This window comes from Nocardioides sp. Kera G14, from assembly GCF_020715565.1.
Lineage (GTDB): Bacteria > Actinomycetota > Actinomycetes > Propionibacteriales > Nocardioidaceae > Nocardioides.
The window spans coordinates 1,917,398-1,943,849 of the sequence record NZ_CP085839.1; the positions used below are offsets into that span (position 1 = coordinate 1,917,398).

21 protein-coding genes are annotated in these 26,452 nt (G+C 69.1%); 8 read left to right on the plus strand and 13 right to left on the minus strand.

Annotation, left to right across the window (positions count from 1 at the left end; translation table 11 throughout):
* Positions 1 to 52 precede the first annotated feature (52 nt).
* A complete protein-coding gene (locus tag LH076_RS09485; RefSeq protein WP_227780445.1) occupies positions 53 to 3,412 on the plus strand; it encodes a S8 family peptidase in 3,360 nt (1,119 codons plus the stop codon).
* Positions 3,413 to 3,524: 112 nt separating this feature from the next.
* Positions 3,525 to 4,577, plus strand: a complete 1,053-nt coding sequence (locus LH076_RS09490; RefSeq protein WP_227780446.1) for an AbrB family transcriptional regulator — start codon at positions 3,525 to 3,527, stop codon at positions 4,575 to 4,577.
* Here LH076_RS09490 and LH076_RS09495 read toward each other — a convergent pair.
* On the minus strand, positions 4,534 to 5,802 hold the full coding sequence (locus tag LH076_RS09495; RefSeq protein ID WP_227780447.1) for an MFS transporter: 1,269 nt from the start codon (positions 5,800 to 5,802) through the stop codon (positions 4,534 to 4,536). The two genes, LH076_RS09490 and LH076_RS09495, sit on opposite strands and share 44 nt — an antisense overlap.
* Before the next feature lie 166 nt (positions 5,803 to 5,968).
* Here LH076_RS09495 and LH076_RS09500 point away from each other — a divergent pair, with 166 nt between their 5' ends.
* The gene (locus LH076_RS09500; protein WP_227780448.1) at positions 5,969 to 7,051 is read left to right on the plus strand and encodes an alpha/beta hydrolase; all 1,083 of its coding nucleotides are present in this window, start codon (positions 5,969 to 5,971) and stop codon (positions 7,049 to 7,051) included.
* A 2-nt stretch (positions 7,052 to 7,053) separates the two neighbouring features.
* Here LH076_RS09500 and uvrB read toward each other — a convergent pair whose 3' ends face one another.
* The gene (gene uvrB / locus LH076_RS09505; RefSeq protein WP_227780449.1) at positions 7,054 to 9,186 is read right to left on the minus strand and encodes an excinuclease ABC subunit UvrB; all 2,133 of its coding nucleotides are present in this window, start codon (positions 9,184 to 9,186) and stop codon (positions 7,054 to 7,056) included.
* A gap of 82 nt (positions 9,187 to 9,268) precedes the next feature.
* Here uvrB and LH076_RS09510 point away from each other — a divergent pair, with 82 nt between their 5' ends.
* Entirely contained in the window at positions 9,269 to 10,510 is a 1,242-nt protein-coding gene (locus LH076_RS09510; RefSeq protein ID WP_227780450.1) for a phospholipase D-like domain-containing protein, read from the plus strand.
* 23 nt (positions 10,511 to 10,533) lie between these two features.
* On the opposite strand, the gene LH076_RS09515 is transcribed toward LH076_RS09510, so the two are convergent.
* Genes LH076_RS09515 through LH076_RS09550 form a run of 8 tightly spaced genes read right to left on the minus strand, consistent with a single transcriptional unit; the run spans position 10,534 to position 18,419 of the window.
* Positions 10,534 to 11,619, minus strand: a complete 1,086-nt coding sequence (locus LH076_RS09515; protein WP_227780451.1) for an MCE family protein — start codon at positions 11,617 to 11,619, stop codon at positions 10,534 to 10,536.
* Positions 11,620 to 11,621: 2 nt separating this feature from the next.
* Entirely contained in the window at positions 11,622 to 12,761 is a 1,140-nt protein-coding gene (locus tag LH076_RS09520; protein ID WP_227780452.1) for an MCE family protein, read from the minus strand.
* Positions 12,758 to 13,843, minus strand: a complete 1,086-nt coding sequence (locus LH076_RS09525; RefSeq protein ID WP_227780453.1) for an MCE family protein — start codon at positions 13,841 to 13,843, stop codon at positions 12,758 to 12,760. The genes LH076_RS09520 and LH076_RS09525 overlap by 4 nt, the downstream gene beginning before the upstream one ends.
* Positions 13,840 to 14,811 carry an MCE family protein gene (locus LH076_RS09530; RefSeq protein ID WP_227780454.1) on the minus strand — a complete coding sequence of 324 codons (972 nt, stop codon included), beginning with the start codon at positions 14,809 to 14,811 and terminating at the stop codon, positions 13,840 to 13,842. The genes LH076_RS09525 and LH076_RS09530 overlap by 4 nt, the downstream gene beginning before the upstream one ends.
* The gene (locus LH076_RS09535; protein ID WP_227780455.1) at positions 14,808 to 15,827 is read right to left on the minus strand and encodes an MCE family protein; all 1,020 of its coding nucleotides are present in this window, start codon (positions 15,825 to 15,827) and stop codon (positions 14,808 to 14,810) included. The genes LH076_RS09530 and LH076_RS09535 overlap by 4 nt, the downstream gene beginning before the upstream one ends.
* A gap of 2 nt (positions 15,828 to 15,829) precedes the next feature.
* Complete coding sequence (locus tag LH076_RS09540) at positions 15,830 to 16,882, minus strand: MCE family protein (protein WP_227780456.1); 1,053 nt, start codon at positions 16,880 to 16,882, stop codon at positions 15,830 to 15,832.
* A 5-nt stretch (positions 16,883 to 16,887) separates the two neighbouring features.
* Entirely contained in the window at positions 16,888 to 17,721 is an 834-nt protein-coding gene (locus LH076_RS09545) for an MlaE family ABC transporter permease (protein WP_227780457.1), read from the minus strand.
* Complete coding sequence (locus LH076_RS09550; RefSeq protein WP_227783619.1) at positions 17,721 to 18,419, minus strand: MlaE family ABC transporter permease; 699 nt, start codon at positions 18,417 to 18,419, stop codon at positions 17,721 to 17,723. Before LH076_RS09550 ends, LH076_RS09545 begins: the two co-directional genes overlap by 1 nt.
* A 239-nt stretch (positions 18,420 to 18,658) precedes the next feature.
* Here LH076_RS09550 and LH076_RS09555 point away from each other — a divergent pair, with 239 nt between their 5' ends.
* Positions 18,659 to 20,260, plus strand: coding sequence for a glycerophosphodiester phosphodiesterase (locus tag LH076_RS09555; protein WP_227780458.1), 1,602 nt, complete (start codon positions 18,659 to 18,661; stop codon positions 20,258 to 20,260).
* Between the two features lie 75 nt (positions 20,261 to 20,335).
* Positions 20,336 to 21,013, plus strand: a complete 678-nt coding sequence (locus LH076_RS09560) for a TetR/AcrR family transcriptional regulator (RefSeq protein ID WP_227780459.1) — start codon at positions 20,336 to 20,338, stop codon at positions 21,011 to 21,013.
* Positions 21,014 to 21,037: 24 nt separating this feature from the next.
* Here the strand turns inward: LH076_RS09560 and LH076_RS09565 are convergent, their stop codons facing one another.
* Positions 21,038 to 22,327, minus strand: coding sequence for an acetyl-CoA C-acetyltransferase (locus LH076_RS09565; protein WP_227780460.1), 1,290 nt, complete (start codon positions 22,325 to 22,327; stop codon positions 21,038 to 21,040).
* A gap of 90 nt (positions 22,328 to 22,417) precedes the next feature.
* On the opposite strand from LH076_RS09565, the gene LH076_RS09570 reads away from it, so the two are divergent.
* Complete coding sequence (locus tag LH076_RS09570; RefSeq protein WP_227780461.1) at positions 22,418 to 23,755, plus strand: 3-oxoacyl-ACP reductase; 1,338 nt, start codon at positions 22,418 to 22,420, stop codon at positions 23,753 to 23,755.
* Between the two features lies 1 nt (position 23,756).
* A complete protein-coding gene (locus LH076_RS09575) occupies positions 23,757 to 24,626 on the plus strand; it encodes a MaoC/PaaZ C-terminal domain-containing protein (protein WP_227780462.1) in 870 nt (289 codons plus the stop codon).
* On the opposite strand, the gene LH076_RS09580 is transcribed toward LH076_RS09575, so the two are convergent.
* Complete coding sequence (locus tag LH076_RS09580) at positions 24,623 to 25,486, minus strand: acyl-CoA thioesterase (RefSeq protein ID WP_227780463.1); 864 nt, start codon at positions 25,484 to 25,486, stop codon at positions 24,623 to 24,625. The genes LH076_RS09575 and LH076_RS09580 overlap by 4 nt on opposite strands.
* Positions 25,470 to 26,420, minus strand: a complete 951-nt coding sequence (locus LH076_RS09585) for a PAC2 family protein (RefSeq protein ID WP_227780464.1) — start codon at positions 26,418 to 26,420, stop codon at positions 25,470 to 25,472. Before LH076_RS09585 ends, LH076_RS09580 begins: the two co-directional genes overlap by 17 nt.
* Positions 26,421 to 26,452: the final 32 nt, after the last annotated feature.

Here is a 26,452-nt window from a genome sequence, read left to right on the forward strand (position 1 = left end):
GAGGGACCCGTGGTCGTGCACCCGGCGCGGCCATCCCGAAGGACACCTCGCCATGACGCACCTGTTCGGTCGACCGCTGCCGGCGGTCGCGTTGACCACGCTGACCGCCGCCGCACTCGCCTGCTCGACGATCGGAGCAGCCTCGGCCGCCTCGGCGGACGGCGACGGTGAGGGCACGCCGGCCCAGGTCGCGCCGTACGTCGCCGCCAGCCCGGCGATCCCCTCCACCAAGCTCTCCGCCGCGCTGTCCCGGACCGGCCGCCAGACCGTCTTCGTCCAGCTCGCCGGCGACGGCGCGGTCGACGCGGGCTCGAAGGCCGCTGCGACCGCGCGACGCAAGGCGGTCAGCACCGACGCTGCGTCGGTCGTCAAGGCCGCCAAGGCCGAGGACTCGAAGCTCACCACGCTCTACACGGTCAGCAACGCCGTCCCGGGCGTCGCCGTCTCGGCAGACCCGGCAGCCATCGCCGCCCTCGCCGCCCAGGCCCAGGTCGTCAAGGTCACCCCGATCGTGCCGAAGACGCTCAGCAACGCCAGCTCGGCGACGCTGACCAACGCACTCGCCACCTGGCAGTCGCTGGGGAACACCGGCACCGGCGTCACGATCGGCGTCATCGACTCGGGCATCGACTACACCCACGCCGACTTCGGTGGAGCGGGCACCACGTCGGCGTACGACCGCGCGCATGCCGCCTCGGACCAGTCGTTCACGCCGACGGCAAAGGTGGTCGGCGGCCACGACTTCGTGGGCGACGACTACCAGCCGGATCCGAGTCTCGACGGCTTCCAGCCCGTTCCGGAGCCCGACGAGGACCCGCTCGACTGCAGCGGCCACGGCACTCACGTCGCCGGTACGGCGGCCGGCTACGGCGTCAACGCCGACGGCTCGACCTTCACCGGCTCCTACAAGAACCTCGACGCGGACAAGCTCGCCGCGATGAAGGTCGGACCCGGCATGGCGCCGGGAGCCAGTCTCGTCGCGCTCAAGATCTTCGGCTGCACCGGCCCGACGACGATGACGATCCCCGCGCTCGACTGGGCGCTGGACCCGAACGGCGACGGTGACTTCTCCGACCACCTCGACATCGTCAACCTCTCCTCCGGCTCCGACGAGGTGCCCGCCGACGACCCCGACAACGCCGTGATCGAGGCACTCGCCGCCCACGGCGTCCTCCCGGTCGTCGCCAACGGCAACGCGGGCGACCTCACCGACATCAGCGGCTCGCCCGCCAACGCCCCCAGCGCGCTTGCGGTCGCCAGCTCGGTCGACGCCTTCTCGCTCGCCGACGGTCTCCGCGTCGACGCGCCCGCCTCGGTCGCCGGCACGGTCGTCGGCCAGTTCTCGGTCAACTACGACTGGGCCTCCGCCTCGCCTGTCAGCGCGCCCGTCGTCGCCCTGTCGGCCGGCAACACCGACGGCTGCGACCCGCTCTCGGCCGCCGACGCCTCCCGGGTCGCCGGCAAGATCGTGTGGCTGGAGTGGGACGAGGACGACGCGACCCGTCGCTGCGGGTCCACCGAGCGTGACGCGGTCCACGACGCCGGCGCCGTCGGCGCGATCTTCACCTCCGGCGTCGACTCCTTCGACTACGGCATCGCGGGCTCGACCGAGATGCCGATCGTGCAGATCACCGCGACGGCGACCGCGCGCCTGCGTCCCGCCCTCGAGGCCGGCACCCTCGCCGTCACTTTCGACCCGGCCCTGGCCGGCACCGTGCCCTCGACGACGCCCGGGCTCGTCGACACGCTCAGCACCTTCTCCTCACGCGGTGGTCACGGCTCCGTCGGTGTCGTGAAGCCGGACCTCACCGCGCCCGGCGACACGATCGTCTCGGCCGGTGTCGGCTCCGGCTCGGGCGCCACCACGTTGTCCGGCACCTCGCAGGCCGCCCCCCATGTCGCCGGCATCGCCGCGCTCGTGCAGGCCGCCCACCCGGGCTGGTCACCCGAGGAGCTCAAGGCCGACCTGATGAACACCGCCGACCACGACCTCTACACCGGCACCGGCCAGAGCGGTGCCGTCTACGGGCCCGCCCGCGTCGGCTCCGGGCGCGTCGACGCTGCCGCGGCGGTGGGCAACAGCCTCCTCGCCTACTCCGCCGACGACACCGGCGCGGTGTCGCTCTCCTTCGGTGTCCTCGCCGTCCCGATCACGACCAAGAAGTACACCGCGACCCGCGAGCTCACTCTGGCCAACAAGGGGACCCATGACGTGACGGCCAGCGTCGGTTACGCACCGGCCACCACCCAGCCAGGGGTGACCTTCTCCGGTCCCGGCAAGGTGACCGTCAAGGCAGGTCGCACCACGACCGTGACGATCAAGGTCACCGTCACTCCCGGCGCGCTGCGGCGCACGATCGACCCGACCATGGCCGAGACGCAGACCAACCCGTACTTCGGCACCGACGAGGCCCGCCAGTTCGTGGCCGACGCGTCCGGCCGCGTGATGATCTCGACCTCGACGGGTGCCGAGCTGCGCGTCCCCGTCTACGCCGCCGCCAAGCCGACGGCCGCCACCAGCACCACCGTGTCCAAGAAGGGCTCCTCGCTGCTCCTCAAGGGCACCGGCGTCCTGCAGGGCGAGGGGACGTCGGCGTACACCTCGCTGGTCAGCGTGCTGCAGCTCGGCGCCACGAGCGGCAAGCTGTCGCAGTGCTCCGCGGACCAGCTCGGCGGCTGCTGGATCATGGACTCCGAGCGCGGCGGTGACCTGCGCTACGTCGGCGCCGGCTCGGTGAAGGGCGACGACGGGTACGCCGACGGGCTGCTGTGGTTCGGCCTCAACTCCTGGGGCCAGTGGCCGACCCTCGACTCGACGATCGTGCCGTTCGTGGACTTCGACGTGGACGGTGACGGCGCCCCCGACTACGAGGTGTACGCACAGTCGATGCCCTCGACCGACCTGCTCTACGCGTGGACCGTCGACCTCAACACCGGGGACCTGGTCGGGCTGATGCCGGTCAACCTCAACGACGGCTCGGTCGACACGAACGTCTTCGACTCCGACACCCTCCTGCTGCCCGTATCCCTGTCGGCACTGGGCGTTCCGGCCGACACCGAGTCGCTGCCGATCACCTACCAGGCCGGCACCTTCTCGCTGTACGACGGCGCCCTGATGGACCTCACCGACCCGGCCGACTACGACGTGGCCGACCCGTCACTCGCCGTCGATGCACCGCTGTACCTCGACGCCGGCGGTTCTGCGATCGGCTTCACCCTCGCCTCGGGCACCACCAGCGCGCAGGCACTCGTGCTGCACCTGCAGGGTGCGCCGGGAGAGCGAGCCGAGGTCGTCACGGTCGGTGACACGAAGACTCAGCACCGGACGAAGCCGCAGCACAAGCGCGCGCCGTTCAAGGGCACCTGGCACAAGCAGGACAAGCACTTCCACGCCCCGGCGCACCGCCGCTGATCCGGCCACCAAAGGGTCACCGTGATCCTTTGCGGCGTCGGTGACCGTTCAGACGGTCACGCACAGCCCCAAAGGTCACCGTGACCCTTTGGTGATGCCAGACTGGCGGACGATGACCCTCTCGGCGAACGTGCGCGGCTATGCGCTGATCCTGGCCGTGACGGTCGTGACGAGCGTGGCGCTGGCGGCGGTCCATGTGCCGTCGCCGGTCCTCTTCGGCGGGCTCGTCGGGGGCATCGTCCATGCGCTGACGTCGCCTGTACCGCTGACCCTCCCGCCACGCGTCTTCCGACTGAGCCAGGCCATGGTCGGCGTGATCATCGGGGCGGGGATCTCACTGAGTTCGCTCAGCGCGATGGGCAATGACGCGGTCGCGATCATCGCGGTGACCCTCGGCACGGTCCTCATCTCGCTGGGAGCGGGGCGCATCCTCGCCCTCCGGCCCGACGTCACCCCGGTCACCGGCGCCTTCGCCCTGATCGCCGGCGGCGCCTCCGGTGTCGTGGCGATCGCGCGGGAGCTCGGCGCGGACGACCGGGTCGTCACGGTCGTCCAGTACCTCCGTGTCCTCATCGTGCTCATCACGATGCCCGTCGTCACCGCGCTGGTCTTCCACCCCGATCACGGCATCGGCTCCCTCGACACCAGCAATCCCAGCGATCTCGGCCAGTCATTGGCGTACGTCGTCCTCACGCTGGCCCTCGGACTCCTGATCGCCCGGCTCGTGCCGATCACGACCTCGATCCTGCTCGGACCGATCGTCGTCGGCGCGATCCTCGTCTCGACCGACTGGTTCGACGCGGTCTCCGTGCCGGCGGTGCTGCAGTGGCTGGCCTACGCGTTCATCGGCATCCAGGTGGGGCTGCGCTTCACCCGCGCCTCGCTCGCCTCGATCGCGCGGATGCTGCCGGTCGTCACGCTGATCATCCTCGGCATGATCGTCGCCACCGCCGCGATGGGCTCGCTGCTCGCCGTACTCACGCCCGTCGACGGTCTCACCGCCTACCTCGCCACGACGCCCGGCGGCCTCTTCGCCGTCCTGGCCACGGCCGCCGACTCCGGCTCCGACGTCACCTACGTGATGGCGGTCCAGCTCGTGCGGCTGCTGGTCATCCTCTGCCTCACTCCGCTGCTGGCACGGGTGCTGTCGCGGCGCGCGGCATGAGCTGACGGGCGAGCTTCCGGAAGCGCCAGATCTGCGAGACCCCCAGCGCCCAGATGAGGTACTGGAAACTGAACGCCCAGCGGAAGGCGTCCTCGGTGTAGTCGTTGCCACCACCCGGCGTGCGCCAGTCGAGGATCCACCCGACGGCGAGGATCAGCACCAGCGACGCGACGAAGCCACCCTGGTTGATGATCCCGCTCGCGCTCGCGTACTTCTCCGGAGGGTTCGACGTCCGTCCGAGGTCGAAGCCGATCATGGACGCCGGGCCACCGATCCCAGCGATCAGTGCGAGCAGGGCGAGTACGGCGACCGGTGCCTGTCCCGGCCAGGCGAAGACGAGCGTCCACATGATCACGTTGGCGCCGATGATCCCCAGCGCGAGCGTCGAGCGGTGCCACGGCTCGTGACCGATCAGCCAACCGATGAACGGGCCGCTCAGGATCGACGCGAGGGTGATGAGCGAGATCAGCAGGCCGGCGACGTGATCGCTCTGTCCCTCACCCTTCACGAAGAACGGCAGTCCCCAGAGCATCGCCATCGCATTGCTGCTGAAGGGAGTCGTGAAGTGCACCCAGAACGCCAGTCGGGTCCCGGGATGGCGCCACGACGCCCCAAGGTCGCGCACGACGGCCCTCACCGGGCGGCTCGCCCCACGCTGGGTCCGGGCGACCGGCGCGTCATGGAGGATCAGGAGCGCCACCGCGAAGAGGACCGCGGCCGCGAGGCTCGAGATGAGATACGCCTTCGTCCACCCGACGTGGGCGAGCGCCCAGGTCATCGGCACGGCGGCGAGGATCGCGCCGAGCTGCCCGATCGAGCCGTTGAGGGTGCTCATCAGCGCGATCCGTCGCACCGGGAACCAGCTCGCCGTCAGGCGCAGCAAGCAGATGAACGTCAGCGAGTCGCCGATGCCGACGAAGATGCGCGCGATCAGCGCCAGCGGATAGCTGTCCGCGAAGGCGAAGCCCGCCTGTGCCAGGCCACCCACGACGATCCCGCAGAGGATGACGCTCCGCGGTCCCCACCGGTCGACCAGCAGTCCGACGGGGATCTGCATGCCGGCGTACACGAGCAGCTGCAGCATCGTGAAGGTGGCCAGCTGCGAGGCACTGATGTGGAAGCGGTCCGCGGCGATCAGGCCCGCCACCGCGAGCGAGCTGCGGTTGAAGACCGCCAGGAAGTACGCCGCCAGCGCCACGATCCAGACCGTGAACGCTTTCCTCACTCCATCACGGTATCCCTGCACGGCGGGCCGTCTCGAATCGGGAGCCGGACCGGTGCGAGGACACCACGTCCCACATACTTCTCGTCGTGCTGTCCTATGAGGTCCACGGCCTGACCCATCGTCGTCAGGCCCGGTACCCGTTGCTCCTCGCCGGAAGCGAGGCACGGTGAGCATCGGCAGCGGTGCTGTCCGCACCGCGGGCCAGATGGCGCGCAACGCCTGGGCGGTCTCGTGGTTCGGCGACGGCGTCGAGGAGCACGACGGCGTTCCGACCCAGGTCCTCTACGACGAGCCGCATGCACGTGTCGAACACGTCGCGCCGGAGGCACCGGCCAGCGGAAACCCGGTCCTCCTCGTGACGCCGCTCGCCGTCCCGGTGAGCTGCTGGGACCTCCGCCCCGGACAGAGCCTCGCCGCGCACCTGTCGGGCCTCGACGGCTCGGGCGAGGGCCGCCCGACGTACACCATCGACTACGGCGAGATCCGCTTCCGCGATCGCGGAATGGGCTTCGAGGACTGGGTCGACGCCATCCTGCCGACGGCGATCCAGCGGATCTCCGACGCGCACGGCGGCCGGTCCGTCCACCTCGTCGGCTGGTCGCACGGCGGCACGATGTCGCTGCTCACCGCGGCCCACCTGCCCGAGCTGCCGATCGCCTCCATCTCCGCGCTCGGTACGCCGACGGACTACCGCCTCAACCCCGCCTACGCGCCCGTCTTCTGGGTCCATGACCACGGCCCGGCGTTCGTCGTCGCGCCCGTCGCGGTCCTCGGCGGTACGACGGCACCGGCGACGCGTCTCGGCTACCGCTGGATGGCGCCGGTCCGTGAGATCACCAAGCCGTGGACGCTGCTGCGCAACCTGCACCAGCCCGAGGTCCTTGCCCGGGTGAACGCCGTCGACCAGTTCATCGACGCGATGCCCGGCTACCCCGGCCGCTTCTTCAACCAGGCGATCACGCGCCTGGTCTGCGCGAGCGAGCTCGCCACCGGCACCGTCCACCTGCGCGACGACGTCGTCGTCTCCATGGACCGGCTCACCGCGCCGCTGCTGCTCATCGGCAGCACCACCGACATCCTCGCCAACGCCGCCTCCGTCGCCGCGGGCCGGGACGCCTACCGCAGGGCCGACGTCGAGTTCGTCGAGGTTCGCGGCCTCAGCCACCTCGGCCTGATCGCGTCACCCCGCGCGAAGAACGAGACCTGGCCAGCCGTCGACCGCCACCTCGCCGCCCACGACAGCGCGTAGACCTACTTGGTGGCTTCCATGATCTGGCGCAGCTCCTTCTTGAGGTCACCGATCTCGTCACGCAACCGTGCGGCGACCTCGAACTGGAGCTCGGCGGCAGCGGACTTCATCTGGTCGGTGAGCTGCTGGATGAGCTCGGCGAGGTCGGAGCTCGGCATGCCGGCGGCCATGGCGCGGTTGCGGGAGGCCTCACCGAGCATGGGCGTCGGCGCCTTCGCCTTGGAGCCGCCGGCGCGGCCCTTGGCCTCGGTGCCCGCCCAGGTGTCGAGCAGCTCCTGGGTCGACTCGTCCTCACGGGCGAGCATCTCGGTGATGTCGGCGATCTTCTTCCGCAGCGGCTGCGGGTCGATGCCGTGCTCGGTGTTGTAGGCCACCTGCTTGGCGCGACGCCGGTTGGTCTCCTCGATCGCGTTCTCCATCGAGGGGGTGATCCGGTCGGCGTACATGTGGACCTGGCCGGAGACGTTTCGGGCGGCACGGCCGATGGTCTGGATGAGCGACTTGTCGGAGCGGAGGAACCCCTCCTTGTCGGCATCGAGGATCGCCACGAGGGAGACCTCGGGCAGGTCGAGACCCTCACGCAGCAGGTTGATGCCGACGAGGACGTCGTACTCACCCAGCCGCAGATCGCGGAGCAGCTCGATCCGCTTGAGCGTGTCGACCTCGGAGTGGAGGTAGCGGGTGCGGATGCCGGCGTCGAGCAGGTAGTCGGTGAGGTCCTCGGACATCTTCTTCGTCAGCGTCGTCACGAGGACGCGCTCGTTGCGGTCGACGCGGAGCCGGATCTCGTGGATCAGGTCGTCGATCTGGCCCTTGGTCGGCTTGACGATGACCTCGGGGTCGATCAGGCCGGTCGGGCGGATGATCTGCTCGACGACGTACGGGGGCACGTCACCGCCCACCTTCTCGAGCTCGTAGTTGCCCGGCGTCGCGGAGAGGTAGATCGTCTGCCCGATCCGGTCCTCGAACTCCACGAACTTCAGCGGCCGGTTGTCCATCGCGCTCGGCAGACGGAAGCCGTGGTCGACGAGGTTCCGCTTGCGGGACATGTCGCCCTCGTACATGCCACCGATCTGCGGGACCGCGACGTGCGACTCGTCGACGACGAGCACGAAGTCCTCGGGGAAGTAGTCGAGCAGACAGTTGGGCGCCGTGCCGGGGCCGCGACCGTCGATGTGCATCGAATAGTTCTCGATCCCCGAACACGTGCCGACCTGCCGCATCATCTCGATGTCGTACGTCGTCCGCATCCGCAGTCGCTGAGCCTCGAGCAGCTTCCCCTGGGCCTCGAAGGTCGAGAGCTGGCTGGTCAGTTCGTGCTCGATCCCGTTGATCGCGCGCTCCATGCGCTCCGGGCCGGCGACGTAGTGCGAGGCCGGGAAGATGTAGAGCTCCTGGTCCTCGGTGAGCACCTCGCCGGTGACGGCGTGCAGCGTCTGGAGTCGCTCGATCTCGTCGCCGAAGAACTCGATCCGGACTGCGTGCTCCTCGTAGACGGGGAAGACCTCGAGGGTGTCACCGCGGACGCGGAAGGTGCCGCGCGTGAAGGCGAGGTCGTTGCGGGTGTACTGGATGTCGACCAGCCGCCGCAGGATCATGTCGCGGTCGTGCTCCTCGCCGACCTTGAGCCGAATCATCCGGTCGACGTACTCCTGCGGGGTGCCGAGGCCGTAGATGCAGGAGACGGTGGAGACGACGATGACGTCGCGGCGGGTGAGCAGCGAGTTGGTCGCACTGTGGCGCAGCCGCTCGACCTCCTCGTTGATCGAGGAGTCCTTCTCGATGTAGGTGTCCGTCTGCGGGACGTAGGCCTCGGGCTGGTAGTAGTCGTAGTAGCTGACGAAGTACTCGACCGCGTTGTTCGGGAAGAGCTGTCGAAGCTCGTTGGCGAACTGCGCGGCCAGCGTCTTGTTCGGTTGCAGCACCAGCATCGGCCGCTGCAACTGCTCGGCGACCCACGCCACCGTCGCGGTCTTTCCGGTACCGGTCGCGCCGAGGAGGACGACGTCCTTCTCACCGTTCTTGATCCGCGTGGTGATCTCCGCGATCGCCGCAGGCTGGTCGCCGCCCGGCTGGTAGTCCGAGACCACCTGGAAGGGCGCGACACGACGCTCAAGATCAGTCACCGGACGCATGCGTCCAGCGTACGGGCCGGCACCGACACAACCGGCGCCGCCGACTCCGCGCGACTGGTGAACGACTGGCTAGGGTGACGGTGTGATCGGCCGACACTTCTGGACCTGGGTACGTCGACTGCTGCTCGTCGTCGTCGGTGTCCCCACCGGCGTCGCGGTCGGGCTCAGCCTCGTGGACGCCTACCGCAGCCGTGGCCGTCGCGCGAAGCCCTTCCCGACCAATCCCCCGATCACCACCGAGCTCGGCGACGGTGAGGTGACGACGTACTCCTTCGGCACCGACCTCTTCGAGGCCATGCTCGCGGCGATCAACGGTGCGAAGACGCAGATCCTGCTGGAGACCTACATCTGGAAGGGCGACGAGCTCGGTGAGAGGTTCAAGCGCGCACTGACGGAGGCGGCCGGGCGTGGGGTCGACGTCCACGTGATCTACGACAGCCTCGCGAACATGGTGGTGCCGAGGAAGTTCAAGAAGTTCCCGTCGACGATCAAGGTGCTCCGCTTCCCGCTCTATCCCGCAGGGTGGCGCTTCTTCGACCTCGCCCGCTACGGCCGCGACCACCGCAAGATCCTCGTGGTCGACGACACCGTCGGCTTCGTGGGCGGTTACAACATCGGCGGCCTGTATGCGACGGAGTGGCGTGACACCCACATCCGGGTCACCGGCAGCGCGGTCTGGGATCTCAAGCGTGCCTTCGCGGACTTCTGGAACCTCAACCGCGGCCGGCGCCGCAACCACGAGCGCCCGATGCTGCTGGAGACCAGCGCGGAGTGGGAGCCGCGGATCCGCTTCCACCGCAACGTGCCGCGACTGTGGATGTTCCCCATCCGGTCGGTCTACCTCGAGGCGATCAACCGGGCGTCGAAGAACATCTACCTCACCACGGCCTACTTCCTGCCGGACCAGGACTTCGTCGACGCCCTCAAGGACGCCGCCGAGCGTGGTGTCGACGTGCGCATCCTGATCCCGCTCAAGTCCAACCACGTCGTCACCGACTGGATCGCGCGCGGCTACTTCGCGCAGATGCTCGAGGCCGGGATCCGGATCTTCCGCTTCAAGGGCGCGATGATCCACGCCAAGACCTGCACCGTCGACGGCTCCTGGAGCACGGTCGGCACGGCCAACATCGACCGCGTCAGCCTGACCGGCAACTACGAGATCAACGTCGAGATCATCGACGACTCGTTCGCCGAGGTGCTCGAGCGGGTCTACGAGACCGACGAGTCGAACTCACTCGAGCTGACCGAGGGCGAGTGGATGGCCCGCGACGTGCACCGCAAGTTCACCGAGATCGTGCTCTCGCCGCTGCGGCCGTTCCTCTGACGGTCCTGCCGCAGCAGCGAGGATCACTTCGTCGCGCCGGGTGCGTGTGCCGCGCCCCGCTGCAGGTTCGGCGCGCTGGCCGGGCAGTGGCCGCCGGTCTGGAGCTGCGTGCGTGCGTCCCGTACGCCGTGCGTCGTCGTGCCGTAGCGGCAGACCGTCTCCTTCTGCCCGATGATCTCGAGCTTGAGCGCACCACTGGTGAGGAACCCGGTGAGGGTGCTGACGCCGCGTGCGTAGCCGGCGACGATCGCGCGCAGCTGCGCCGAGTGCGAGCCGAAGAGGTCGAGGAACGTCGCCGCGGCCGGCAGGAAGCCCGGTAGGACGGCACCCCACTGGTCCACGAGTGACTGGACCTGCGTCAGCTGGGCGGGTGCGTGCTCGAGCTGCTTGGTGAGCTCGGGGTCGTAGTCCTTGAGGAAGGCCGCGAACTGCTTGGCCGACGTGGCCAGCTGCTCGAGGTCGCCGGACTCCGAGACGGGCACCTGGATCGCGGGGCCGGCGTTGTCGATCAGGCCCTTGGTCTGCGGCCAAGCCTTCTGCAGGGCAGCGAGGACCTCGTCACCCTGGTCGACGATGTGGCCGATCTGGTCGCCGGTGCCGTTGAGTCCGGTGGCGAGCGAGTCGAGGAGGCTGTGCAGCTTCTCGTCGTCGATCTGGCTCAGCACGTTGTTGACCGCGACGACCGTCGACCCCAGGCTCTTCGGCAGGTCCGTCTCGCTTCCGGGCACGACGCTGCCGTCCTTGAGGTAGGGCCCCTTCGTCGTGGTCGGCTGGAAGTCGACGTACTGCTCGCCGACCGGTGAGAGCGAGCGCACCTGCGCGCGCGTCGACGCCGGGATGTCGTAGTCCCCGGTCAACGTGACGATGGCCTTGACGCCGATCGCCGTCAGCTGGATGTCGGTCACCTTCCCGACCTTCACCCCGCGGTACGTCGCCTCCGACCCCTTGTAGAGGCCCCCGGTGCCACTCATCTCGACGGCGACCTTCGGCGCGCCACCGGTCAGTGGCACGTCGAGGACGTTCGAGAGGAGGTAGGCGACCGAGACCACGAAGACCGCGATGACGCCGACCAGGCTGAGGTAGAGCCTGTTGCTGAAGAGCTTGCCCATGATCACTTCCCTGCCTGGGGCCGGAGGAGGCCGCCGATGCCGAGGCCGAGGAGCCCGCTGCCGCTGCCGGACGAGCCGGTGCTCCCGCCACCGAGGAGCCCGCCGACGAGCCCACCGAGTCCGCCCGAGGTGCCCCCCGTGCTGGTGCCGCCGGTCGACCCACCGTTGCCGCCGAGCAGGGTGGCCGGGTCGATCGCAAGCTGGAGGTTGACGTCCAGGTAGTCGTTCGAGACCACATCGTCGATGGCCTTGCCGAGTGCGGCGAGCTGGTCGAGGGAATCGGCCCAGCGGCCCTTGTTCGCGGCGAGTTCGGCGAGCACCGGCTCGATCTCCGTGATGGCGCCGAGCAGCTGTGTACGGGTGGCCTTGACGGTGCTGTTGGCCGTGGCGGAGAACTTCTGCAGCGCGGTGAGGAGCGCGGTGAAGTTCGGCGTCTCCTTGCGCAGCACGTCGGCCGCCGGCTTGATCTGCGTGAGCGCCTTGTTGATGGTCTCCCGGCGCGCAGCCAGCGTCTGCGACGTCGAGTCGAGGGCCGTGAGCGCGGCGTCGATGCTCTTGGTCGTCTGGTTGGCGACCTGCATGAACGTGGAGGTCTGGAGAAGCAGGTCGCGGACCGTGTCCTCCCGGCCACCGATCGCCTTGTTCAGCTCGGTCGTGACCGTCTGGAGCTGGGCGAGGCCACCTCCGTTGATCAGCAGCGAGGCCTCCGAGAGCGCGTCCTCGACCGTCGGGGCGGTGCTCGTCTCCGCGGTGGTGAGCTCCTCGCCACTGCGCAGGAGCGTGCCGGAGGCCGGATTGGTGACGTCCACGAAGATCTCACCGAGCGGCGTCGTGTAGCGCAGGCGCGCGGTCGCACCGCGTCGGAGCTGGGCCGAGGTCTTGACCTGAACCTCGGTGCGGGCCTTGAAGTCGCGGGCCTCGATCTCCTTGACTTTCCCCGCATCGACGCCGTTGACCTTGACCGGCGCACCGACCGCGAGGTTGAGCGCCTCGTCGAAGTCCATCACGACCTTGATCGTGTCTCCGCTGACGCCGCTGCCGGGCAGGGGCATGTCGCGCACGCTGGTGCCGCACCCGCTGAGGGAGCCGAGCACCAGGGCTGCGGTCACCGCCGCGACGGCCGACCGGAGGAGGGGCCTCACTTGGAACCTCCCAGGCCGAGGAGTCCGTTGAGTCCACTCAGCAGCTCCGCCACCGTGCCGGTGCCGTCGAGCGTCTCGCACAGGTTGAGCGGCAGCGCCTCACAGACCTTGGTCAACGCACCGCCGAGCGGGGCGAGCACCAGCGGGTCGGCGTGCGCCGGGAGCCAGCCGTTGTGGTTGGCGAGCTCGACGTTCTGCAGGCCGACGGGGAGGACCTCGAGAACCTCGTTGATCTGGTCCGACTTGGTCGTGAGTGACTTCATCAGGGTCGAGGAGGAGTTGAGCGCCTTGACGATCTCGGCCTTGTTGGTCACCGAGAAGTCCGCCACCTGGGTGACGGCCGAGTCCAGCGCGCGCAGTGCGGAGCGGAAGTCCTCGCGCTGGTCGGCGAGCATCTGGCTCGCGGTCGAGACCTGGCCGATGAACTGCTTCTCGATGGCCGCGTTGTCCTTGACCGTCCCCGCCAACGAGTTCAGCGAGGTGAGGGTCGCGGTGAAGTCGTCGCTCTGGCCGGCGAGGGTGTCGGCCGCTCCACCGAGGTTGGTCACGGCCTTGTTGATGTCCTGCCCCTTGCCACCGAGGGCTGCGTCGCCGCTGTCGACGATGCGGCGGACCGCGTCGGCGGTCTGCTTGTTTCCGCCGATCTTCGTCGCGAAGTCGTTGATCGTCGCGAGCACCTCGTCGAACTCGACGGGCGTGCGCGTCCGATCGAGCGGGATGGTCGCGCCGTCGTGCATGGTGGCGCCGGAGTGATAGACCGGCGTGAGCTCGACGTACCGGTCGGTGGCGACCGAGCGCGCGACGACCACCGCACCGGCGTCGGCGGGAATCTTCTGGTCGCCGTTCACGTGGAGCGTGACCCTGACCCGGTCGCCGTCGGGGACGATCTTCTCGACCGTACCCACCTTGACCCCCAGGACGCCCACGTCGTTGCCCTTGAAGAGGCCTGCCGAGCTCGGGAAGTACGCCGTCACGGTCATGCCGCCGCCGCCGGAGAACGCCTTGAGCCCGAGCACGATCAGCAGGATCACGATGATTCCGGCGACGACCTTGGCCATGGGCCGCCGCAGCAGGCCGTTCACTTGCAGTTCCCGACTGCGCAGAGCATCTCGTCACTGGGGACCACGGGATCGTGGACATTGAGCGAGAGCCATGGGCCGTTGCCGAGGGCGTTGGTGAGGTAGCGCAGCGACGGCGCCACGATGTCGAGCGTCTGCTTCAACTTCGCATCCTGCTGATTGAGAGTGGCCACGACCTGGTTGAGCGCCACGAGGGAGGGCTTCAGGTCGGCCTTGGTCTGCGTCACGATCGTGCTCAACGCCTTGCTGAGCGTCGTGACCTGGACGAGGAGCGTCTTGATCGCCTCGCGGCGGCTCGTGATCTCGGCGAGGACGAGGTTCGACTGCTTCATCAGCTCGATCAGGTCGGGGCTGGTCGCGACCAGCTGGTCGCTGACGCTGCGCGCCGCCTGCAGGAGCGCGGTGGTCTGCGCGCCGCGCTTGGTGATGATCGCGGAGAGGGCGGCGACACCGTCGATCGCCGGGCCGATGTCCTCCTTGGTGGTGTCGAGGGTGTCGGCCGCGGTCGTCAGGGCCTTCGCCAGGACGACGGGGTCGAGCTCCTCGAGCTTTCCGGTGCCCTCGTTGAGGACGTCCTGGAGGTTGTAGGGAACCGAGGTCCGGGCGAGCGGGATGGTGTTGGTGCAGCAGCCACCCTTGGGGTCGACCTCGAGGTAATGCGAGCCCAGCAGGGTCGCGACCTTGACGGCTGCGCTCGACTGGGAGCCGACCTTGATGCCGCTCTTGACCCTGAAGGTGACCTTCACGTGGTCGCCGTCGAGCGCCACGCTCTTGACCTTGCCCACGACGACACCGTGGACCTCGACCGATTCGCCGGCGCGGAGGCCCGCGCTGTGCTGGAGGATCGCCGTGTAGGCCTTGGACCCGAAGGAGGCGCTCGCGAGGAGCACGACGAGGATCGCGAAGACCACGAGCGCCGCGATGGCGGCGAGACCGATCCGATAGGGATCCCGGTCGGCGAGCGGCTTCACTGGCACACCTTCGATCGCTTGGCGTTGTTGCCTGCCGGATTGATCGCGGGCGCGGCACCCAGCTTGATCTTCACTGCACAGGCATAGATGTTGAGGGCGTTCTGGTAGGAGCCCGCCCGACCGAGGCTGCCGAACGCGTCCCGGTAGCCCAGGACCGCCGCGATGATCTTGTCCCGGGTCTGGGCGAGCATCGTGGCGACGGTCCGGAACTGCTTGACCGAGTCCACGAGCGGCTTCTGCGTCTCCTGGAGGAGTCCGGACGTGGAGCCGATCAGCTGACTGACCCCGTCGATCGAGTTCCCGATCGACTCACGGTCCTGCGCGAGCCCCTGCATGAGCTGCTTCAGCGACACGATGGTCGAGGAGAGCTGGGTGTCGTGACCCGACAGGTTCTGCAGGACCGGCGTGAGGTTGGTCAGCACCCGGCCGATCACCGCGTCGCGGTCCGCGACGAAGGTCGTCAGCTTCGTGGTCTGCTGGAGCAGGCCCTCGATGGTGCCGCCCTCCCCCTGCAACACCTGCACGAGCGAGGTCGCGAGCTTGTTGACGTCGGCCGGCTGCAGCACCTCGAAGAGCGGCCGGAAGCCGTTGAGCAGCGTCGTGAGGTCGAAGCCCGGATCCGTGCGTGTGACCGGGATGGTGGCACCGTCGTGGAGCGGGACACCGTGCTGCGCCGGCTGCTCCATCGCGAGGTAGCGCTGCCCGACGAGGTTCTGGTAGCGCATGACGAGCGAGGTGTTGTCGAGGATCTGCTGATCGTCGCTCAGGCTGAAGTCCACCACCGCGTCGGCACCGTCGCCCCCGACGCTGATGCCGTTGACCCGGCCGACCCGGACGCCGGCGACCTTGACATCGTCGCCGACGCGGAGGCCGCTGACGTCGGTGAAGTGCGCCTTGTAGTCGTTGGTCCCGCCCTCCACGCCGTTGTGCATCGTGCTGATGAGGACGACGAGCAGCATGATCGCGACGAGCGCGAAGAGCGCGAACTTGATCGCGATGCCGCGGATTCCGGCCACCATCAGTTCCCTCCGAAGCTGGGTCGGTCGCCGGTCCCGTAATAGCGCGGGCTGTCGAGGCGGAGCTTGGCGTCGATCTTGAGGATCCCCTTGTCCATCGCGCCCTGGACGACCTTGGCGGCCTTCTGGTTGGCCTGGACGGCGGCGGAGATGCCGCCGGGGTTGTCGTGCAGGGCGTCGATGACCTGGAAGGCGCTCGACAGGAACCGCTCCAGCTGCTTGGTGTTGGTCGTCAGGAACGTGTCGCCGCTCTTCGCCAGCTTCGTCGCGTTGACGAGGACGCCGTCGAGGTCGGTGCGGTGGTCGACGAGCGTCTTGAGGGCCACGAGGCCGTCGTCGGTCGCGTCGAGGAGGTCGGGCGCGACCTTGTCCACCAGCTGGAGCAACGTCGCGAGCTGGTCGAGGTCGCTTCCGACCTGCGTCAGCTCGGGGTTGAACTGGTGGAGGTAGGCATCGAGGCCGTCGATCGTCGTGCCGAGCTGCTCACCGCGGCCCTGCAGCGCGACGGAGACCGCGCCGATGGCGGTGGCGAGGTCGGCCGGGCCGAGGGCCTTGACGAGACGGTCGATGTCGTCGAGCGCCTGCTGCAGCTCGAGCGTGTCCTGGCTCGTGTCGGCCGGAACGACCGCGCCCGGCTTGAGCGACGCTGCCCCCGAGGTCGCCGTCTCGCCCGTGGTGGGGCGGAGGTCGACGTACGTCGTCCCGAAGACGGTCGCGGGCAGGATCCTGGCCACGACGTTCGCCGGAACGTGCGGGAGCTGGTCGTCCTGCATGGCCAGGGTGACGCGGACGCCGCCGTCGGTGCCGTTGGTGATCGACTTGACCCGTCCGACGACGAGGCCGAAGAGCTTGACGTCGGAGCCCGAGGTGAGCGCGCCGCCCGCGTTCCTCAGGTCGGCGCTGACCATGGGTGGCCCGCCCCACGCGCCACTGGTGCGGAGGCGGATGAGCCCGAGCAGGACGAGGATGACGAGGAGCGTGGCGAGGCCACGACGGGCGAGCTGCTGCTTCGTCGGGTCCTTGCGCGGCTTCACGGTGCGGGTGGGCATCAGCATCGCGATCACCCCGAGATCCGGAAGCCGGGGTCGCCACCCCAGAAGATGAGGGTCAGGAGCATGTTGAGCGCGACCACCACGACGATGCTGGCGCGGATCGAGGCGCCGGTGGCCTCGCCCACCGCCTGCGGACCGCCGCCGGCCTTGAGGCCGTACCAGCAGTGGATCAGCGTGATGATCACCGAGAAGAGCATGATCTTGATGACGGAGTAGAACACATCACGTCCCTGCACGAAGGTCGAGAAGTAGTGCTCGTACTGGCCCGGTGACTGGTGGAAGAGGAAGACGACGGACCACTGCGAGGCGACGTAGGAGCCGATCAGCCCGACGAGGTAGAGCGGCAGGATGGCGACCACCGTCGCCGCCAGCCGGGTCGCGACGAGGTAGCGCACCGGCCGTACCGCCATCACCTCGAGGGCGTCGACCTCCTCGCTGATCTTCATCGAGCCGAGCTGCGCGGTGAAGCGGCAGCCGACCTGCGCGGCCAGGGCGAGCGCCGCGATCAGGGGCGCCAGCTCGCGGGTGTTCGCGCTGGCGGAGATGAATCCGGTGAGCGGCGCCAGGCCGACGAGCTCGAGGCCGTTGAAGCCCTCGATGCCGAGCGACGTGCCGGCAGCGATGGAGAGCAGCACCATGACACCGACGGTGCCGCCGCCGACGAGCAGCGCGCCCGAGCCCCACGCGATGTCCTTGAGCTGGCGCAGCGCCTCGTTGGGATAGAGCCGCAGCGTGGTCGGGACGCTGCGCAGCGCGGTCCAGCTGAAGGTGGCGAAGTCACCCAGGGCGGCGAACGCGTCGACGACCGCGTTCGTCGTGCTCGCGACGAGACCCCGGGCCATCAGGCCGCACCGCTCGGCGAGAGCATCGAGTAGGCCTGCGTGAGGGCCACGTTCACGACGGCGAGCAGGATGACGCTGAGCACGACCGCCTGGTTGACCGCGTCGGCGACGCCCTTGGCGCCACCGCTGGCCGACAGGCCCTTGTGGCAGGCGACGATCGTGGCGATGAAGCCGAAGATCAGCGCCTTGAGCTCGGCCAGCGCGAGGTCCATCGGCTGGCTGAAGCTGACGAAGGAGTTGATGTAGGTGCCGGCGGAGACCTTGCCGCCGCCGACGTTGAGGATGAAGCCGGTGAGCATGGCCGCGACGGCGACGACGACGGTGAGCAGCAGTGCGACGACGAGTGCCGCGACGACCCGCGGGGCCACGAGGCGCTGGATCGGGTTGATGCCCATCACCTTCATCGCGTCGATCTCCTCACGGACCTGCCGTGCGCCGATGTCCGAGCAGATCGCAGAGCCGACCGCACCGGCGATCATCAGGCTCGTGACGAGCGGCGCGCCCTGACGCAGGACGCCGATGCCGTTGACCGCGCCGGAGAAGGAGACGGCGCCGATCTGGGAGGCGATGCCGCCGATCTGCACCGAGGTGATCACGCCGAACGGGATGGCCACGAGGATCGTCGGGAGCAGGGAGACCTTGGTCATGAACCAGGCCTGGAGGAGGAACTCGGTCCAGCTGAAGCGTCGCGCGATCATGTCGCTCACCGCTGATCTGCTGGCTTCGGCGCTCAACACCACGAGCTTCCCGCTCGTGACGACGCCGGCCCGCGTACGGTCCGCAAAACTCACTGACGTGCCTTCCCCCGCTGATGCTCTCCCCGAGTTGTCCTCCGACTGTAACGCGCGTCACAGATAAGGGTTACGGCGCGGTCGTTCACAGTTGTTCACAGCCTGCGCATCCGTGCTTCACCGGTGCCGACCGTAGGGTCGGCGGCATGGCCCGACGACGACATCTCGCCCTCGCCGCCCTCGCTCCCGTTCTCGCCGGCTTCCTGCTGATCGCGCCTGTCAGCGCTCCCGCAGAGGCCGCGACGGTCCACCGCGCAGCCCCCGTCAGCTCCGTCGCACACCCCATCGCGGGCGAGCGCTTCACCCTCTCAGGAGGTCTGGGCCGGTCCGTGTCCCGCTACGCGCTGCTGCAGCGCAGGAGCGGCAACCGCTGGGTCGGCGTCCAGAAGAAGCGGATCCCGGCCTCGGGCCGCTACGGCTTCGTCATCACCCAGCCGAGCACCACCGCGTCCTGGCGGGTGATCGCCCGCCGGACCCGGGTCCGTCACCACACCTACGCCCTTCGGCAGAGCGCGCCGCGGACCCTCACCCGCGCCGCCCAGAGGGGCAGCATCGCCGGCGCACGCGTCATGAGGGTCGGCGGCAGTCTGCTCGTCGAGGCGGCCTTCTCGCCGGGCCGACCCGGCCGGGCGGTCCAGTTCCAGATCAACGACGGCTCCGGTTGGCGCGCGGCGCGCAACGGCCGACAGGGTCCGATCGGCCGCACGCGCTACACCGTGGCCAGTTCCACGCAGCGACTCCTCCAGGTGCGGGCCGTCACCGGCGCACGCAACGGCGCGCCGGCGTACACCACTCCGTCGGTGAAGGTGCCGGTCGTCGGCGTACGGCCCCAGATCGCGGCCCACCGCGGCTTCTCCTCCTACTACCCCGAGAACACGCTGCCCGCGTACAGCGGTGCCCTCGGCAACGGGACCGACTGGCTCGAGACGGACTTCCAGCGCACGGCGCCCGACACCCAGGCCGAGGTCGACAGCGTCGCCACCGGCGAGTGTCCCGCCGCCGTGACGACGGCCGGAGCACAGCACTTCATCGCCCTGCACGACAACGACTTCGACCGCACCACCAACGTCCGCACGGTCTTCCCGCCCAGCTCCTACCCGGACCTCTATGACGCGAAGGGCAACCCGGTCGTCGGGGAGTTCACGCTCTGCCAGATCAAGCAGCTCGACGCCGGGTCGTGGAAGAACCCTGCCCTCTTCGCCCACACCCCGGTGCCGACGCTGGAGGAGGTGCTGGACCTGCTGCGCACGTCGTCCAACACGACGGCGCGGATCATGATCGAGCCGAAGCTCTCCAACGTCACCGAGTCGACCGCGCTCGCCGATGCCGTCCAGGCGTACGACGTCGCTCACGCCTCCGACGCGGGTTACTGGCCTCTCATCGACCCGAGTGGCCACCATGACCGCGCCCTCTTCGACACCTTCGACTTCGCCGACGCGACGGCCCTGACCGCCCACACCCCGGGGATCGAGGTCGGCACCGTCGCCGACAACACGGCCGATGCCATGCATGGTGACGAGACCGCGCCCGCGATCTCGACCGCGGCAGGCGCCACAGCCGTGCTGGTCAAGGACAACCTCGTCACGGCAGCACGGGTCGATCGCCTGCACGCGGCGGGCTTGAAGGTCTACGTCTGGACGGTCGACAGTGCGGCCCGCTGGTTCGAGCTCGCCGCGCTCGGCATCGACGGCGTCATCACCGACAACTCGAAGGGCATGGCGGCGCAGTTCCGAACCCTCGGGCTGTGATCGACTGTGGCCGGGATCGTGTCCTGCACCGCGTGAACCTGTAACTCCGAGTTTCACATCCCGTACAGTTCAAGGGTGAGTACCGCCCCCGAGACCGACGGTCGACGATCCGCAGCGGCCGCGCGCCGGCGCGCGCGGGAGAGCGACATCATCGGCGCGACCCGGAAGCTCTTCGACGAGCGCGGCGTCCGCGATGCCCAGATCGAGGACATCGCCCGAGCCGTCGGGATCAACCGCGCGATCGTCTACCGCCACTTCACCGGCAAGGAGGAGCTCTTCGCGCTCACCCTCGTGGGCTACCTGGAGGAGCTGCGCGCGGAGCTCGAGACGGCAAGCGCCGGCGAGGGATCGCTCGCCGACAAGGTGGCCGCGACCATCGGCGCCTTCGTGGACTACGGCGTGGCGCACCCCGCCTTCTCCGACTGCGCCCAGGCGCTGATGCGCCGGACCGGCCCCGAGCTCTTCGACGAGATCTCCGAGGGTGCGATGCTCCGCCTCGGTCGCGCGATGACGGGTTGCCTGTCGATCCTGACCCGCCTCATCGACGAGGGAAACGCCGCCGGCGACTTCCACGTCGAGAACCCGGCCTTCCTCGCGAACACCCTCTATGCGAGCGGACTCGGCGCCCTCCAGCTTGCGCGGATCGGCATCACCGTCACGGAGGCGATGCCGGGTGTCCCCGTCGTGGGCGAGCTCTCCGTGGCAGAGGTGAGGGGCTACATGACGAAGGCCGCCCTAGCCATGCTCCGCTAGGACGGCCTTCGGCAGGATTCCTGACTACTTCTCCAGGATCGCCACCACGCCTTGGCCGCCTGCGGCGCAGACGGAGATGAGCGCGCGACCGCTGCCCTTGGCGTCGAGGAGCTTCGCGGCATTGGCGACGATGCGACCACCGGTGGCGGCGAAGGGGTGACCCGCAGCCAGCGAGGAGCCCTTGACGTTGAGCTTGGACCGGTCGACCGAGCCGAGCGGCTCGTCCAGGCCGAGGCGCTCCTTGCAGAACACCTCGTCCTCCCACGCCTTGAGCGTGGAGAGCACCTGGGAGGCGAAGGCCTCGTGGATCTCGTAGTAGTCGAAGTCCTGCAGGGTCAGCCCGTTGCGCGCGAGCATCCGGGGGACGGCGTACGCCGGCGCCATCAGCAGGCCTTCGCGGCCGGTGACGAAGTCGACCGCCGCCGTCTCGGAGTCCACGAAGTACGCGAGCGGCTTGAGGCCGTGGGCCTCGGCCCACTCCTCCGAGGAGAGCAGGACGGTGGAGGCGCCGTCGGTGAGCGGCGTCGAGTTGGCCGCCGTCATCGTGGCCCCCTCCCCCTTGCCGAAGACCGGCTTGAGCGTGGAGAGTTTCTCCACCGAGGAGTCGCCGCGCAGGTTGTTGTCGCGCTCGAGGCCGCGGAACGGCGTGACCAGGTCGTCCTGCCAGCCCTCCTCGTAGGAGGCGAAGAGGTTGTGGTGCGAGGCGACGGCCAGCTCGTCCTGCGCCTCACGGGTGATCTTCCACTCCAGTGCGGTCAGCGCCTGGCTGTCACCCATCGAGAGGCCGGTCCGCGGCTCGCCGTTGGACGGGACCGCGAGGCCGATGTCGCCCGGACGGATGGCGGCGAGCGCCTTGAGCTTGTCGGCCGTCGTGCGCTTGTTGTTGACGGCGATGAGCTTCTTGCGGAGCTTCTCCGAGATCGCGATCGGGGCGTCCGACGTGGTGTCCACGCCTCCGCCGATGCCCGAGTCGAGCTGGCCGAGGGCGATCTTGTTGGCGATGTAGTTGATCGCCTGGAGCCCGGTCCCGCAGGCCTGCTGCAGGTCGACGCCGGGGGTCTCGGGCGCGAGCTTGGTGCTCAGCACCGACTCGCGGACCAGGTTGAAGTCGCGGCTGTGCTTGAGCACCGCGCCGCCGGCGACCTCGCCGAGACGCTCACCGTCGAGGCCGAAGCGGGCGACCAGGCCGTCGAGCGCGGCCGTGAACATCTCCTGGTTGGAGGCGTTCGAGTAGGCACCGTTGGAGCGGGCGAACGGGATCCGGTTGCCGCCGAGGATGGCGACCTTGCGGGCCGCACGCGAGGAGTCAGTCATGGTTCGATCCTACGCACGCCCGGATCGATTTGTGGACAGTGAGTTACACAACGAGTTACAGATGCTCGGTGGTCGGTTAGATTGGCTCGCATGAGCGACAAGTACCAGTCCTTCAGCCAGTCCACGATCGGCAAGATCCTGGTCAAGAACCTGGGTCTTCCCCAGCCCACCAAGCTCGAGCGGTACGTCGACGGCGACCCGCTCGTCAAGGGCACCGTCCTGGTCGGCGGTCACGGCCGCCTCGTCGAGTCGCTGCCCGGCCTCCTGGGCGTCTTCGGCGCCGAGGACGTGACGGACACCGTGACCGAGGGCAGCCGCTACAAGGCGCTGGTCTTCGACGCGACCGGCTACACCTCGCCCGACCAGCTCATGGCGCTGCGTGACTTCTTCACGCCGGTGCTCCGCTCGCTCGAGAGCTGCCCCCGCGTCGTCGTGATCGGCACCCCTCCCGAGACGGTGTCGGGCCAGGAGCGCGTCGCCCAGCGCGCGCTCGAGGGCTTCACCCGCAGCCTCGGCAAGGAGATCGGCAAGGGCGGCACCGTCCAGCTCGTCTATGTCGCCGACGGCTTCGAGGGCTCCGCCACCTCCACGCTCGCCTTCCTCCTCTCCCCCAAGTCGGCCTACGTCAGCGGCCAGGTCATCCGGATCGGTCTGCACGAGGCCGAGGCGTCCCACGCCGTGCCCGACTGGTTCCGCCCGCTCGAGGGCAAGATCGCCCTCGTCACCGGCGCCAGCCGCGGAATCGGTGAGCAGATCGCCCGGGTCCTGCACCGCGACGGCGCGACCGTCGTCGGCGTCGACGTACCCCAGGCCGCCTCCGACCTGCAGAAGGTCACCGGCGAGATCGACGGTGACTGGCTCACGCTCGACATCACCGCGCCCGACGCTCCGCAGCGGATCGCCAAGCACCTCAAGGACAACCACGGCGGCGTCGACATCGTCGTGCATAACGCCGGCATCACGCGGGACAAGAAGCTCGCCAACATGGCCGAGGACCGCTGGTCCTCCGTCGTCTCGGTGAACCTCGTCGCTCCCGAGAAGATCACCGCCGAGCTCCTGGCCCAGAAGGTGATCCGCCCCAACGGCCGGATCATCGCCGTCAGCTCGATCGCCGGCATCGCCGGCAACGTAGGCCAGACCAACTACGCCGTCTCCAAGGCCGGCGTGATCGGCTTCGTGGACTCGCTGGCCGACCTGCTCACCGACGGCATCACCGTCAACGCCGTCGCGCCCGGCTTCATCATCACGCAGATGACGGCGGCCGTCCCGTTCGCGACCCGCGAGGTCGGTCAGCGGATGAATGCCATGGCCCAGGGCGGCCTACCCGTCGACGTCGCCGAGACCATCGCCTGGTACGCCAGCCCCGGCTCGACGGCCGTCAACGGCAACGTCGTCCGGGTCTGCGGCCAGATGATGCTGGGCGCCTGAGGTGCCCACCACCCGCACCTACTCCGGGAAGGCGGGAGTCGGCGACCTGCTCAAGGCCGCACTCCCCGCCCTTCCGGTCGTGGGCTCGCTCCCCGGCATCAGCAAGACCAAGGGGTACGACGGCTTCGTCTTCGACCGGCCCCCGGTGACCGTCACGCACGAGATGGTGCAGCCCTTCGCCGAGGTCTGCGGCTTCCTCCCCAAGGACCAGGTGCCGCCGCCCTACCCGCATCTGCTGGTCTTCCCGCTGCAGCTCAAGGCGCTCGGCGACCGGGCCTTCCCGGCGCCCGCGATGGGCATGGTCCACCTGGACAACTCGATCTCGCATCACCGGCCGATCCGCTTCGGTGAGACCCTCGAGGCGCAGATGACCGTCGGCGAGGGCATCCCGCATCCGGCCGGCACCGCGTACCGGTTCGAGGCGAGTGTGCACTCGGAGGGCGAGCTGGTGTGGGAGGAGACGTCGACGTACCTCAGCCGCGGGAAGCGCAACCCCGACGTCGAATGGCCCGACACCTACGAGCGGGTCCCGGCCGCCCTTCCCGTGTGGTCACTGCCGGCCAATCTGGGCCGCCGGTACGGCGCCGTCTCCGGTGACATCAACCCGATCCACCTGAGCGCACTGAGCGCCAGGGCCTTGGGCTTCAAGCGCCAGATCGCCCACGGTTACTGGACGATGGCCCGCAGCGTCGCCGCCCTCGACGGCCGTCTCCCCGACGCCGTCAAGGTCGAGGCGTCCTTCCGCAAGCCGCTGTTCCTGCCGTCGAAGGTCGCCTTCGGCGCCCAGCCGACCGGCGAGGGCTACGCCTTCTCGCTCACCAAGGCCGGCTCGGACACGATCCACCTGCTGGGGCGGACCACAGCGCTCTAGCCGCGAGGCGGGCGGATGATGCCCTCCTGCGCGACGGTGGCACCGAGCACACCGTCCGCGGTGAAGACCCGACCGATGCCGAGCCCCCGTCCGCCCTGCGCGGACGGGGAGTTCTGGTCGTAGAGCCACCACTCGTCGGCCCGGAACGGCCGGTGGAACCAGATCGAGTGGTCGAGGGAGGCCATCTGGATGCCGGAGTGGTCGAGCGTGTGTGCCGCCAGCGTGGAGCCGAGCAGCGAGATGTCGCTCATCCATGTGAACGCGCCGACCTGGATCTTCGGGTCGTCGGGGAGCTCGCCGTTGATCTTCAGCCAGACCCGCTGACGCGCGGGATAGCGCTCGTCCGGCTTCAGGCCGCGCAGGGAGTTGCCGATCGCGCTGGCCGAGACGACGGCCCATTCCTCGGCGAGCGCCTGGCCCTCGTGGTCCGTACGGGCGCGGAGCAGCTCGATCAGGTCGAGGCCCTTCTCCGGCGGGATGACCTCGGGCATCCGGTCCTGGTGCTCGTAGCCCTCTTCGTGCCGGTGGAAGTTCACCGTCTGGTAGTAGATGTCGCGCCCGTGCTGGCGCGCCGCGACCCGCCGCGTCTCGAAGGAGCGGCCGTCCCGGATCCGGTCGACGTCGTAGATGATCGGGTGCGTCGGGTCACCCGGCAGCAGGAAGTAGGAGTGCATCGAGTGGACGAAGAACTCCTCGCCCACTGTCGACTGCGCGGCCATGATCGACTGCGCGGCGACGTGCCCGCCGAAGGAGCGGCCACGGCCGTTGTCGGTGCCGCCGCCCCGGAAGAGGTTGTCGTCGAGCCGCTCGAGGGTGAGTACGTCGACGAGCGCCTGGACCGGGTCAGTCATCTCCGTCATGGCCGTCATCTTCGAGCCCGGCGAGGAATCGCTCAAATTCACGCCCGAGCTCCTCGCCCGTCGGGAGAGGCTGGTTGGGCGCGAGCAGGTTCGCACCCGACTCCTCCGCCCGGGTGAACGAGTCGTACTGCCGCTCGAGGGCCTTGACGACCTCGCCGACCTCCTCGTTCTGCTCCAGGTAGGAGGCGATCTCCTCGTCACGCCGCTGGGCCTCGGCGTGCAGGTCGGCCATGTCGATCGTCAGCCGGCCGGCGTACTCCACCTGCTCGAGCAGGGTGATCGCGGCCGCCGGGTAGTCGAGCTGGGCGAGGTAGTGCGGGATGTGGGCGACGAAGCCGAGCGCGTCGTGGCCCCACTCCCCGAGCCGGATCTCGACCAGCACCTGGGCGCTCGACGGCACCCGGAGCTCGCCCTGCCACGGGCTCTCGACGGTGACGAGGTGCGGGTCGTTGGCGTGGTGGGTGATCGTCAGCGGACGCGTGTGTGGGACCGCCATCGGCACCGAGCCGAGGCTGATGACCGTGTCGACCTGGAAACGCTCGACGACCTCACGCACGGCACGGGCGAAGGCCTCCCAGCGGTTGTCGGGCTCGGGCCCGCTCAGCAGGAGGTACGGCGTCCCGCCGGCGTCCTTGAGCAGCCGGACGACCAGCCGCGGGGTCTCGTAGTCCTCGTAGTGGTCCCGCGCGAACGTCACCGGAGGCCGGCGGGCGCGGTAGTCGTGGAATGCGTCGACATCGAAGGTCGCGACCACCGGCGCGGACACCGCCGAGTCGACCAGGTGGCGCGCGGCGCGCACCGAGGCGTTGCCGGCGTCGAGGAAACCGTCGAGTACCTGCACCATCACCAGCGGGCCCTCGAAGTCATCCAGAGCCGGAACCTCGTCGACGATGTGGACGAGCCGGCTTCGGGAACTCTTCGGCTCCTTGGCCATGTCGTCCCCCCTTCCCCATCTGCGCAGCACGC